We start from the raw sequence: 12,823 nt of genomic DNA, 5'->3' as shown, positions 1-12,823 counted from the left end.
AGAAGACCATGGCAAACCCATTACCGATGCTGCAGGTGGCGCTGGACAATCAGTCGATGGATGACGCGTATCGCACTACCAGATTGATAGCCAACGAGGTGGACATTATCGAAGTTGGCACCATTTTGTGCGTGGCGGAAGGGGTACGTGCGGTGCGTGATCTGAAAGCCTTGTACCCGGATCGCATCGTGCTGGCCGATGCCAAGATCGCCGATGCCGGCAAGATTCTGTCGCGCATGTGTTTCGAAGCTAATGCTGATTGGGTGACGGTGATTTGTTGCGCCGACATTAACACCACCAAAGGTGCGCTGGAGGTCGCGCGTGAGTTTAACGGCGACGTGCAGATCGAACTGACCGGCTTTTGGACGTGGGAACAGGCGCAGGAATGGCGCGATGCAGGCATCGGGCAGGTGGTATATCACCGTAGCCGTGATGCGCAGGCGGCGGGCGTGGCATGGAGCGAAGCCGATATCGGCGCTATCAGGCGCCTGTCCGATATGGGATTCAGGGTGACCGTGACCGGCGGATTGGCGTTGGATGACTTGCCGTTGTTTAAAGGCATTCCGATTCACGTGTTTATCGCCGGGCGCAGCATCCGTGAAGCCGCCAGCCCGGTAGCCGCCGCGCGTGAATTTAAACGAACTATTGCCCAGCTATGGGGTTGAGGAGCGGTTATGCTGCACAAATCCGTCCCGTTGGGCATTTATGAAAAGGCATTGCCGCAGGGGGAGGATTGGTTAGCTCGTCTGCGGATCGCGGGCGAACTGGGGTTCGACTTTGTTGAAATGTCGATCGACGAGAATGACCACCGTTTGGCACGTCTTGACTGGAGCACTGAGCAGCGCCTGGCGCTGGTTCACGCCGTTGCCGCCAGCGGTGTACGGGTCCCCTCGATGTGCCTGAGTGCTCACCGGCGTTTTCCTTTGGGAAGTGAAGATGATGCGGTAAGGGCGCAGGGAATGCTAATTATGCAAAAAGCCATCCGGTTGGCGCAGGATACCGGTATTCGGGTGATCCAACTGGCTGGTTATGACGTTTATTACCAGCAGGCCAATGACAACACCCGCGAGCGGTTTCGTGACGGGTTGAAAAAGGCAGTGGAAATGGCTAGCCGTGCGCAGGTGACGCTAGCGATGGAAATTATGGATTACCCGCTGATGAATTCGATCAGCAAGGCTTTGGGTTACGCTCATTACCTCAATAACCCGTGGTTTCAGCTCTATCCGGATATTGGCAATCTGTCGGCGTGGGATAACGACGTTCAGATGGAACTGATGGCTGGCAGCGGACACATTGTCGCGGTGCATGTCAAAGACACTCTGCCGGGGGTATTCAAGGATGTGCCCTTTGGTGCTGGCGTGGTGGATTTTGAGCGTTGCTTCACCACTTTACTGAGCACTGGTTATCGTGGGCCCTATCTGATTGAGATGTGGAGCGAAAAATCCGTCAATTCGTTGCAGGAAGTCAAAGCTGCGCGTATGTGGGTGACCGAAAGGATGGCCAATGCCGGGCTGGCAATAGGAGTTTAAGATGCTGGAACAACTGAAACAACAGGTGTATGCGGGCAATATGGCACTGCCGGCACAGCGGTTGGTGACCTATACCTGGGGTAATGTCAGCGGTATTGACCGTGAGCACGGACTAATGGTGATAAAACCGAGCGGCGTGCCGTACGAAACGATGCAAGCGGCGGATATGGTGGTGGTGAATATGCAAGGTGAGGTGGTGGAAGGGCGTTTACGGCCCTCATCTGACACGCCAACTCATCTGGAGCTGTATCGGACATACCCGCAAATCGGTGGCATTGTGCATACGCATTCGACTCATGCTACTGCCTGGGCGCAGGCAGGCGAAGCGATACCTGCTTTTGGCACCACCCATGCCGATTATTTCTCCGGGGATATCCGTTGCACCCGTGGACTAACGGCTGAAGAGGTGGCCAGGGAGTACGAACTGAACACCGGGCGGGTGATTGTGGAAACCCTGGGAAGTGATGAGCCGCTGCATATTCCGGGCATTATAGTATTTCAGCATGGCCCATTCAGTTGGGGTTGCTCGCCGAATGAAGCAGTGCATAACGCCGTAGTGCTGGAAGAGGTGGCGAAAATGGCCTGGATCAGCCGTGGCATAAACCCTGACATTAGCCGCATTGATGACCATTTGATGGCAAAGCATTTTAGCCGCAAACATGGAGTGGCCGCCTATTACGGCCAAGGATAGCCCTGGGTTAAAACGCTCAGGGTTCAGTAGGCTGAACCCTGAAATTAAGCGCCGTAGCCCATCATCTTCAGCAATTGCTGAGCCTGCTGTACCGCTTCCTGTCGGTGGGCGACGCCCAGCTTCTGGTACAGGTTGCGGATGTGGGTTTTGATGGTGGTGGCCGCCACCGCCAGCTCGCCGGCGATCTGGTCGTTGCTGTAACCGGAGTAAATCAGCCCCAGCACCTGCCATTCGCGCTGCGTCAGCGGGCTGGTGCGGATCAGTTCCGGCACCTGCGGGTGCGTTAACAGCTTATCGACGAAGTTCTCGTCAAAATGCGCGAACTTATGCCGATGATGTTGGTTGATGTCGCGCAGAATACGTTGGGCGCGGTGGTTTTCCAGCTCCGGCAGCGTATTGAGCTGGATCAGTTGGCGCAACTGCTGCGCCATCGCTTCGCCTTCAATGACAAAGTGGCTGATAAATCCGGTGCGGCTGGCCAGTGACAGCGCCTCCATCAATACTTTTTGTGCGTCGCTTTTGCGTTCCATCTGCCAGTAAAGTTGGTTGCTGAGCAGCAGGTTACGGTTCAGATCGCTGACCAGTCGCAGACGGCGGGCGTTTTCGTTGAGTTCGTCCAACACCACTCCGGCCTCTTCATACTGGCCCAGCATGATTTGCACCCGGGCAATGTTGCGCCACTGGCCCTGCATAAAGTGGTTGTCCGCCATGCCGGGTTTTTCGGTCTGACGCAACCATTGGGCCGCCGCCGCGGTATCACCGGTCATCTGCCAGTGGATCACCCGCGGTTTATCGGCGTTGGTTAGCCAGTCACGGTGGTACTGGGTGCCGTGCAACAGCACTTCGCAACGTTGCATGTGCGCATTGGCGTTATCCAAATCGCCACGCGCCAGCGAACATTTGGCCAGCATGGCGATGCATTGCAACTGCTGCTGAGGCTGGTAGTTGGCCAGGATTTTCAGGCCCTCCCGGGCCGCATCTTCCGCTTCGTCCAGCCGTGACCATGACCACAGGATCTGCGAACGGATACGCAGCAGGAACTCATGCATCGGCAACTGTTCCAGATGCTGTTCACGCACCAACTCAAAAGCTTTGTCCTGTGTTTCGTAGGCGGCCTGCAGGAAACCCTGTGCAATCAGAATTTCGCTCTGCTGCAACAGCGCCCACAGCGCATAGTGGTATGCCTGATGACGCCGGGCCATTTGCTCGGTTTGCTGCATCATCGGCAGCGCCCGGGCCAGTTCGCCCTTGCAATGATGGACTTCGCCGGTCACCGAAGTGGCGACAATGCGGCTGTAATAGCTGGAAAGTGGCAGGAACTTCAGCGCTTCGGTGGCCAGGCGCTCGGCTTCTTCCGGTTTACCGGCGTTGATCGCCACCTGGGCGCGCAGGGCGTCAAATTCGGCCTGCAAGGTGCGGTCAACCTCAATTTTTTGCTCGCGCATCGCCTGTTCGGCCCGCTCCAGCAGGGTGTTCACTTCGCTGTAGCGGTGTTGACTCTGTGCCAGCCAGGCCTGCAGCAGTGCCAGCTTGGGATTTTGAATCAGCCGTTCATAGGGGAGTGCATTCAGACACTCTTCCAGCAGGGCCAATTCGCTGTGATGGAACAGTGACCAGGCGTGCTGCAGCAGGATATCGCGCAGCATGCTGACGTCGCTGGCCGCCAGTGCGTGGTGAATCGCCTCTGCCGGGTAACCCAATGCCAGCCAGCCTTCGGCGGCGGCACGGTGCAAGCCGGGCAGTTCCAGGGCCAGCTCCCATTGGCAGCGTTGACGCAGGAAAGTGGCGAACAGCGGGTGGAAGCAGAACCACTCGCCACTGTCGTCCATGCGATGGATAAACAACCCCTGGCGCTCCAGCTCTTCCAGCCGTTGCTGGCCATTGTCTTCGCCGGTCAGGCGTACGATCAGCGCATCGTTCATGGAGCGCAATACCGAACAGCGCAGCAGGAAGGCGCGTGCCTCGGCGTCGACGTGATCCAGCACTTCGTCCACCAGATAATCCGACAGGTGGCTGGCGTTCAGCCCGGCCAGGCGTTTGGCCGACTGTTGGGCGGAAGAGGTAGACTGCCGGGCAGACAGGGCGATCAGCTGCAGCGCGGTGGCCCAACCTTCGACCTCATCGCACAGGCGGCTGCTGTCTTGTTGCTCCATTGGTGCGACCAGGCGGCAGTCGAAGAACTGTTTGGCTTCCTGATGGGTAAACGCCAGTTGTTGCGTGCCCATTTCCAGTAACTGGTCGCGCACGCGCAGGTTGGCGATACCCAGCGGGGGCAGGGTACGGGACAGCAGGATCAGCGTCAGATTTTCCGGCTGGTGACGCAGGAAAAAGCGCATGGCTTCGTGAATGACATCATTGGTGATCAGGTGGTAGTCATCAATCACCAGGTACAGCGGCTGGTGCCAGTCAGACAGTTCGATAAACAACTGGGCAAACAGCGCCGACAGGCTGGCGTACTGATGCTTTTGGCTCAGCGCTTCGCTCTTCACGCAGTGGCCGCCGCTGGCGAGTTGCAAGGCGGCGATCAAATAGCTGGCGAAACGCTCGGGCTGGTTGTCGCTCTCATCCAGCGAGTACCAGCCTAAGTCTGATTTGCCGGCCGCCCACTGTGCGACCAGCGTCGTTTTTCCGTATCCCGCAGGGCAATTGACCAATGTCAGACGATAGTTGGCCGCGCTGGCCAATTTGGCCAACAGGCGATCGCGGATCACGGTATTTTGCAGCCGTACCGGGCGGCTCAGTTTTGATGGGATCAGCATAGTATTCCAGAGTGAAAAGCGCGGTTCCCGCTGCCGTAGGCCTGCCCGATGGCGTTTTTTTCATCGTGACGCCTGCCGGGATCGGAGTGAGGCTAATTATTTTATGGCTCGTAATTAATCCCCCTCCTAACTTCTGACAACGTTAAACGTATTGCAACAAGGTTCAGCATTGGCTTGGAGTTAAATTGCTATTGATCACACTTTTTTACGTTTGCAGGCAATTCCTTGTGGAATAGCCGTGGTGTGGCACGGTTTGGTGACGCAGATACAGAAAAGCATTTCTGGCAATCTGCGCCACTATAGCCGGCGCAATAACTATGCTAACGTCATTGCACAAGTTTTCAGCGTATTCTCAGTGCTCGCTGCCTTCGTCGGTGGGCTTTTTTGCATGATGCAAGGGAGTCAAAAAGTGCCTGAGATCACAATTTTAGCTACGCCCCAATCCTCCTCCCCAGCTAATCCCCAGGCGGGATGATGCCTTCACTGTTTCTCCCCGGCACGATAACGGTAATTTGACCCACTTACTGGATAGAGAGTTTTCCTTATGTCACAGCCTACGCTTAAAAAGGATGCTTTTCTGGCGGCACTGACCCGTCAGTGGCAACAGTTTGGCCTCAGTTCTGCACAACAGATGACCCAGCACCAATGGTGGGAAGCGGTAAGCCGCGCACTGGCCGAACAGCTTGCTGCACAGCCTGCACCACCCAAAAGCAGTAAGCCGCTGCGCCATGTGAACTACATTTCGATGGAGTTTCTGATTGGTCGCCTGACGGCCAACAACCTGATTAACCTGGGCTGGTACGACACCGTCGAGCAGGCATTGGCGGAACAGGATATCAAGCTGGCAGACCTGCTGGAGCAGGAAACCGATCCGGCGTTGGGCAATGGCGGGCTGGGGCGCTTGGCGGCCTGCTTCCTGGATTCGATGGCGACGGTGGAACAACCGGCCACCGGCTACGGGCTGAATTACCAGTATGGGCTGTTCCGCCAGTCGTTTAGCGGCGGCCAGCAGCAAGAGGCCCCGGATAACTGGCAGCGCGAGAGCTACCCGTGGTTCCGTCACAATGCGGCGCTGTCGGTGGATGTCGGCATCGGTGGGAAGCTGGAAAAACTGGCCGATGGCCGCGAACTGTGGCGTCCTGAGTTTACCCTGCGCGGCGAAGCCTGGGATCTGCCGGTATTGGGCTTCCGTAATGGCGTGACCCAGCCGCTGCGCCTGTGGCAGGCGACCCATCAGCATCCGTTTGACCTGAGCGATTTCAACGACGGCAAATTCCTGCAGGCGGAGAAGCAGGGCGTAGAAGCGGCCAGGTTGACCAAGGTGCTGTACCCGAATGACAACCACCAGGCGGGCAAGCGCCTGCGCCTGATGCAGCAATACTTCCAGTGCGCCTGTTCGGTGGCCGATATTCTGCGTAAGCACCATCTGGCGGGGCGCAAAATTGAAGACCTGCCGAAGTACGAAGTGATCCAGTTGAATGACACCCATCCGACCATCGCCATTCCGGAAATGCTGCGCATTCTGCTGGATGAACATCAGTTGGACTGGGATGCCGCCTGGGCGATCACCAGCAAAACTTTCGCCTACACCAACCATACCCTGATGCCGGAAGCGCTGGAGTGCTGGGATGAGAAACTGGTGCGCAGCCTGCTGCCACGTCATTTCTCCATCATCAAGCAGATCAACGCCAACTTCAAAAAGCTGGTGGATAAACACTGGCCGGGCGACGACGCAGTATGGGCCAAACTGGCGGTGCACCATGACAAACAGGTGCGCATGGCTAACCTGTGCGTGGTCAGCGGCTTTGCGGTCAACGGCGTGGCTCAGTTGCACTCCGATCTGGTGGTGAAGGACCTGTTCCCGGAATACCACCAACTGTGGCCAAACAAATTCCATAACGTCACCAACGGCATCACGCCACGTCGCTGGCTGAAGCAATGCAACCCGGCGCTGTCAGGGCTGATTGATGAAACGCTGAAGGTGGAGTGGGCGAACGATCTCGACGCGCTGAAAGGGCTGGAGAAATATGCCGATGATGCGGCGTTCCGCCAGCGTTATCAGCAAATTAAACGCGATAACAAAGTCATATTAGCCAACTACGTGCACGACGTGATGGGGCTGACGCTGAACCCGGACGCGATTTTCGACGTGCAGATCAAACGCCTGCACGAATACAAACGCCAGCATTTGAACCTGCTGCACATTCTGTCGCTGTATCGCCAACTGCGCGATAACCCGCAGCTGGATATCGTGCCGCGGGTTTTCCTGTTCGGCGCCAAAGCGGCACCGGGCTACTATCTGGCGAAGAACATCATTTATGCGATCAACCAGGCCGCGGAAAAGATCAACAACGATCCGCTGGTGAAGGATCGACTGAAAGTGGCGTTTATTCCCGACTACCGTGTGTCCGTCGCTGAACTGATGATCCCGGCGGCGGATATTTCTGAGCAGATCTCGACCGCAGGCAAAGAGGCCTCCGGCACCGGCAACATGAAGCTGGCGTTGAACGGCGCGCTGACCGTCGGCACCCTGGATGGTGCTAACGTGGAGATCGCCGAGCAGGTGGGCGAAGACAATATCTTTATCTTCGGCAATACCGTGGATCAGGTAAAGGCGCTGTTGGCGAAAGGCTATGATCCGCTCAGCTACCGCAAGAAAGACAAGCACCTGAAGGCGATCCTGGACGAACTGGCAAGTGGTGCATTCAGCCATGGCGACAAGCATGCCTTCGACATGATGCTGCACAGTCTGCTGGAAGGGGGCGACCCTTACCTGGTGCTGGCGGACTTTGCTTCTTACTGCAAAGCTCAACAGCAGGTAGACGAACTCTATCGTGACCGTGATGAATGGACGCGTCGTACTATTCTTAACACCGCGCGTGTCGGTATGTTCAGTTCGGATCGCTCGATCCGCGACTACCAGCAGCGCATCTGGCAAGCCAAGCGTTAAGGAGAGCGAATGGATCGCAAGGTCATCGATCAAGCGGCCGCTCAGGCGGGTATCGCTGCCGATTATATTAATGCCCACGGTCAACAGCAGGCGATCGCTGAGGACACCAAGCGCCGACTGCTGGATGCCATGGGACGCACTACGACCCCACAGGAGACTGCAATGACGCCGCTACCGGCGGTGAAGGTCTTCTATCAGGGTGCGCCGGTGGCGTTGCCATTGGCGGGCAGCGGTGAGTATCTGTGGACGTTGCAGCGTGAGGATGGCGGCCAGCAACAAGGGCGTGCCAGCGCGCGTAAAACCTTTACCCTGCCGGGCGAGTTACCGCCGGGTTATCACCAACTGACGCTGAAGCAGGGCGAGCAGCAGTGGCAGTGTCGACTGATCGTGGCGCCGAAACGCTGTTATGAACCGGATGCCTTGCTGACCGGAAAGAAGCTGTGGGGCGCTTGCGTCCAGCTTTACACCCTGCGATCCGATCGTAACTGGGGTATCGGTGATTTTGGCGATCTGCGTCAGATGGTGGAGCAGGTCGGTGAGCGAGGGGGCGCTTTTGTCGGGCTGAACCCGATCCACGCGCTGTATCCGGCCAATCCGGAAAGCGCCAGCCCCTACAGCCCGTCATCGCGGCGTTGGCTGAACGTGATTTATATCGATGTGAACGCGGTGGAGGATTTCCAACGCAACGACGCCGCGCAGCAATGGTGGCTGAAACCGGCCACGCAAAAGAAGCTGGCCGCGGCGCGTAGCAGCGAGCAGGTGGATTACAGCACGGTGACGCAGCTAAAGCTGGCGGCGCTAAAGCTGGCATTCCCGCTGTTCCAGGCACGTAAAGCGGGTGACGAGCAACGTCAGGCATTTGAGCAGTTTGTTCTCGACGGTGGCGACAGCCTGTATCAGCAGGCTGCTTTTGATGCGCTGCATGCCCATCTGGCTGCCAAAGACAGCAGCCTGTGGGGCTGGCCGGCCTGGCCTGAGCAATATCAACAGGGCGACAGCGCTGCGGTGAAGCAATTTTGTCAGCAACAGCAGGATCAGGTGACGTTTTACCTGTGGCTGCAATGGTTGGCGGCCAGCCAGTTCGCCGATTGTTTCCGCCAGAGCCAGCAACAACAGATGCCGATCGGCCTGTACCGCGATTTGGCGGTCGGCGTGGCGGAAGGGGGCTCGGAAACCTGGTGCGAGCGCGAGCTTTATTGTCTGAAAGCCTCGGTGGGTGCACCGCCGGATATTCTGGGCCCGTTGGGGCAAAACTGGGGCCTGCCGCCGATGGATCCCCATGTGATGGCGGCGCGGGGCTACCAGCCGTTTATCGATCTGCTGCGTGCCAATATGACCAGTTGCGGCGCACTGCGCATTGACCACGTGATGGCGTTACTGCGTCTGTGGTGGATACCCTACGGTGAAACCGCGGTTCACGGTGCCTATGTGAAATACCCGGTGGACGATCTGTTAGCGGTGCTGGCGCTGGAAAGCCAACGCCACCGTTGTATGGTGATTGGTGAAGACCTCGGTACCGTTCCGGTCGAGATTGTTGGCAAGCTTCGCGACAGCGGCGTCTACTCCTATAAGGTGCTGTATTTCGAACGTGACGGGGAGAACCATTTCCGCGCACCGCAGGCCTATCCGGTGCAGGCCATGGCGACTATCACCACCCACGATCTGCCGACGCTGCGCGGTTATTGGCAAAGCGGTGACCTGCAGTTGGGCAACCAACTGGGATTGTATCCGGATGCGGAGATCCTGAAAGGGCTGTTTGCCGACCGTGAGCGAGCCAAGCAGGGGTTGCTGGACGGGCTGCACCACTATGGTTGTGTGCCGCAGAAGGTAGGAAAAAAGGCGGCGTTGTTGAATATGAGCCCGTTGCTTAATCGGGGCTTACAGCGTTATGTCGCCGACAGCGCCAGCGCGTTGCTGGGTCTGCAGCCGGAAGACTGGCTGGACATGGCGGATCCGGTCAATATTCCCGGTACCAGCGATCAGTACCCGAACTGGCGACGTAAACTGACCCACACGCTGGAGGAGATGTTTGCCGATCAGCAGGTCAACCGGTTACTGAAGGATTTGGACAAGCGGCGACGCAAGGTCTCGGTAGGGTAATTGACGTAAAAATGCCGGATTGGGCACACCAAATCCGGCATTTTTTTATCCGCTGTGGGGCATCGGGCCCTGGAACAGAGGATTAATAGTAGGAGTGCTCACCGCGCTGGTGCTCGGTCAAATCGCGCACGCCTTTCAGTTCAGGGAACTTCTGCAGCAGCTCTTTCTCGATGCCTTCCTTCAGGGTCACATCGACCATTGAACACCCGTTACAGCCGCCACCAAACTGCAGGATCGCCAGGCTGTCATCAGTGATTTCCATCAGCGTAACACGGCCGCCGTGGCCTGCCAGCTGTGGGTTGATCTGTGACTGCAGTACGTATTCAACACGCTCCATCAGCGGTGCGTTGTCGTCCACTTTACGCATTTTGGCGTTTGGCGCTTTCAGCGTCAGCTGCGAGCCCAGTTGGTCGGTGACGAAGTCGATCTCGGCATCGTCCAGATAAGGTTTGCTCAGTTCGTCGATATAGGCAGACAGCTTTTCGAACTTCAGCTCGGTGTCTGTCGCTTCAACCGCGTCCGGCGGGCAATAAGAGACACCGCATTCGGCCGTAGGCGTACCCGGGTTGATCACGAATACGCGGATTTGGGTGCCTTCCTCTTGATTTGCCAGCAGTTTGGCAAAGTGTTCCTGTGCAGTATCTGTTATACGAATCATGGCATTAGCTCGTTAGTTCAAATAGTTGACTTCTATACTAGGTTATAATACGCCCATTGCCTTGGCACTACAACGTGCGGCAAACGCACCAAATCTGTATTGATGCGACTCCCTGCCGCTGCAACAACCTGGAAATTTCTGCCACCGTACTGCCCGTCGTCACCACATCGTCCAGCAGGGCGACGTGTCGACCCGCCAAAGATTCATGGCAGCGAAATGCACCGCGTAGATTACGCCGCCGCATACGGGCCGGCAACCGTTGCTGTGGGGCGGTTTTACGCACCCGGCTCAGGGCGGCGGGGCGATAGTCGCAGCCCAGCCAGTACGCCAGCGGCCGCGCCAGCAAATCGCTCTGGTTATAGCCGCGACGCCAGCAACGTTTAGCCTGTAAGGGTACTGCTAAAATCACATCGGGTCTGTTCAGATATTGCTCTCGATGCGCCCGTTGCCAGTTTAGCAAAATTAACCGTGCCAGCAGCGGTGCCAGCTCCGGCGTGTGCTGAAACTTGAATTTTTTGATCAGTTGGCGCAACGGGGCCTGGTAGTCGCTGACGAACACCAACGCCTGCCAGGGGGGCGGCTGTTGCAGGCAGCGGCCACAGGGCAATACCGTATCGCCGGCGGGCAGCCCGCAGCGGGGACAGCACAGCGGTTTGGCGGCCATTTGGCGCAGGCAGTAGCTGCAGATACCCTGACGACTAAGATGTAATGGCTGTCGGCATAGCCAACAGCGGCTGCAGATTGATAGCATAGCCGTCCTCCCTGACGGATGAGAATGAAAGGACAATAACTGATGACTGCGTTGTACTGGCAAACAATAGGTGAAGGCGATCGCGATCTTGTGCTGCTGCATGGCTGGGGACTGAATGCAGAAGTGTGGAGTTGCATGCTTGAGCGACTGACGCCGCATTTTCGCCTGCATTTGGTCGATTTGCCGGGTTATGGCCGCAGCCAGGGGTTTGCTGCCATGTCGCTCGAGCAAATGGCGGAAATCGTGCTGGATGCCGCGCCGGCCCAGGCATGGTGGCTGGGTTGGTCGCTCGGCGGGCTGGTGGCCAGCCAGATAGCGCTGATGCAGCCGCAGCGGGTACGTGGGCTGATCACCGTGGCCTCTTCACCCTGCTTTACGGCACAGGGTGACTGGCCGGGGATCCGCCCAGAAGTACTGAGCGGTTTTCAGCATCAGTTGAGTCAGGATTTTCAGCGTACCGTAGAGCGTTTTCTGGCATTACAGACGCTGGGAACTGAAAGCGCACGGCAGGACGCCCGCTTGCTGAAGTCGGTGGTGCTTAACCAGCCGACGCCAAGTGTTGAAGTCCTGAACGGTGGGCTTGAAATATTGCGGACGGCTGACTTGCGTCAAGCGTTGACGCAGTTGTCGCTGCCCTTGTTGCGGGTTTATGGTTATCTGGACGGATTGGTGCCGCGTAAGGTGGCCGGGTTACTCGACGTCAGTTGGCCACACTCGTCTTCAATCATCATTGCCAAAGCGGCCCACGCGCCATTTATTTCCCAGCCTGATGAATTCGCTGAAATTATCTGCACCTTTGTGGCCGAAAGTGGGATCCGCTGCCAAAACGCACAATAAAGCGTTAAAAAAAGAGCTGCTTAGTGGATAAAAAATAAACCTGTCCGATACTTAGGGGGGTAACTGCGTTGGCTGGGAAATGAAAAAACCGTTCACGGTTTTTTTACTTTGGCGTTTCGTCTCTGGGAAAACGGCTCTCGTCAGGGAAAGCAACGAGGTCAGAAGATGTCACGGCAGCCGGTATTATGGCGCACTTACCCTGGACAGTTTTCATAATAAATAAATTATCCATTGAGAGGTATTGTAATGAAATCTTTGAAAATGATTATTGCCGCGTTAGTTGTAGGTTCAGTGTCTTTCAGCACCCTGGCAGCGACTCTGCTGACCAAGGAAGATCTGGACAAGAATCCGGGTAAATACGAGAAAGTGGGTACAGTAACCACTACCGCACAAACCACGTCGCCAATGGATGCAAAAGAAGAGCTGTCCAAACTGGCTGATGAAAAAGGCGGGCAATACTACGTAATTCTGGCTGGCCGTGAGCACGGCAAGTTCAGTGCTATCGCTGACGTGTATAAAGACAAGCAATAACGATTGATTGAACAGGG

10 protein-coding genes are annotated in these 12,823 nt (G+C 56.8%); 7 read left to right on the top strand and 3 right to left on the bottom strand.

The genetic code is table 11. From position 1 onward, the window contains the following. Positions 1 to 8: 8 nt before the first annotated feature. From QOT07_RS23680 to QOT07_RS23670, 3 genes are read left to right on the top strand one after another with little or no spacing between them, the layout of a single operon-like run. A complete protein-coding gene (locus QOT07_RS23680; protein ID WP_207979718.1) occupies positions 9 to 665 on the top strand; it encodes a 3-keto-L-gulonate-6-phosphate decarboxylase UlaD in 657 nt (218 codons plus the stop codon). 9 nt (positions 666 to 674) lie between these two features. Continuing rightward, a complete protein-coding gene (locus QOT07_RS23675; protein WP_207979716.1) occupies positions 675 to 1,529 on the top strand; it encodes an L-ribulose-5-phosphate 3-epimerase in 855 nt (284 codons plus the stop codon). Between the two features lie 4 nt (positions 1,530 to 1,533). Beyond that, on the top strand, positions 1,534 to 2,220 hold the full coding sequence (locus QOT07_RS23670; protein WP_207979811.1) for an L-ribulose-5-phosphate 4-epimerase: 687 nt from the start codon (positions 1,534 to 1,536) through the stop codon (positions 2,218 to 2,220). A gap of 44 nt (positions 2,221 to 2,264) precedes the next feature. Here QOT07_RS23670 and malT read toward each other — a convergent pair whose 3' ends face one another. Next, positions 2,265 to 4,979 (bottom strand): HTH-type transcriptional regulator MalT, encoded by a 2,715-nt coding sequence (gene malT / locus QOT07_RS23665; protein ID WP_099063489.1) that lies wholly within the window; start codon positions 4,977 to 4,979, stop codon positions 2,265 to 2,267. Positions 4,980 to 5,523: 544 nt separating this feature from the next. Here malT and malP point away from each other — a divergent pair. Further along, positions 5,524 to 7,929, top strand: coding sequence for a maltodextrin phosphorylase (gene malP, locus QOT07_RS23660; RefSeq protein WP_207979714.1), 2,406 nt, complete (start codon positions 5,524 to 5,526; stop codon positions 7,927 to 7,929). Positions 7,930 to 7,938: 9 nt separating this feature from the next. After that, complete coding sequence (malQ, locus tag QOT07_RS23655; protein WP_219017146.1) at positions 7,939 to 10,029, top strand: 4-alpha-glucanotransferase; 2,091 nt, start codon at positions 7,939 to 7,941, stop codon at positions 10,027 to 10,029. An 82-nt stretch (positions 10,030 to 10,111) separates the two neighbouring features. On the opposite strand, the gene nfuA is transcribed toward malQ, so the two are convergent. Further along, positions 10,112 to 10,687, bottom strand: coding sequence for a Fe-S biogenesis protein NfuA (gene nfuA, locus QOT07_RS23650; protein ID WP_012147309.1), 576 nt, complete (start codon positions 10,685 to 10,687; stop codon positions 10,112 to 10,114). 67 nt (positions 10,688 to 10,754) lie between these two features. Continuing rightward, entirely contained in the window at positions 10,755 to 11,438 is a 684-nt protein-coding gene (gene gntX, locus QOT07_RS23645) for a DNA utilization protein GntX (RefSeq protein WP_129936969.1), read from the bottom strand. A gap of 42 nt (positions 11,439 to 11,480) precedes the next feature. Here gntX and bioH point away from each other — a divergent pair, with 42 nt between their 5' ends. Beyond that, the gene (gene bioH, locus QOT07_RS23640; protein ID WP_099063493.1) at positions 11,481 to 12,275 is read left to right on the top strand and encodes a pimeloyl-ACP methyl ester esterase BioH; all 795 of its coding nucleotides are present in this window, start codon (positions 11,481 to 11,483) and stop codon (positions 12,273 to 12,275) included. Positions 12,276 to 12,521: 246 nt separating this feature from the next. Continuing rightward, positions 12,522 to 12,806: a YdgH/BhsA/McbA-like domain containing protein gene (locus QOT07_RS23635; RefSeq protein WP_099063494.1), complete on the top strand. Its 285-nt coding sequence runs from the start codon at positions 12,522 to 12,524 to the stop codon at positions 12,804 to 12,806. Positions 12,807 to 12,823 lie beyond the last annotated feature (17 nt).

It is taken from the genome of Serratia proteamaculans (assembly GCF_949794035.1).
Classification (GTDB): Bacteria; Pseudomonadota; Gammaproteobacteria; order Enterobacterales; family Enterobacteriaceae; genus Serratia; species Serratia proteamaculans.
The sequence above is the reverse complement of the archived record's forward strand: the minus strand, read 5'-3'. Positions and strand labels throughout refer to the sequence as shown.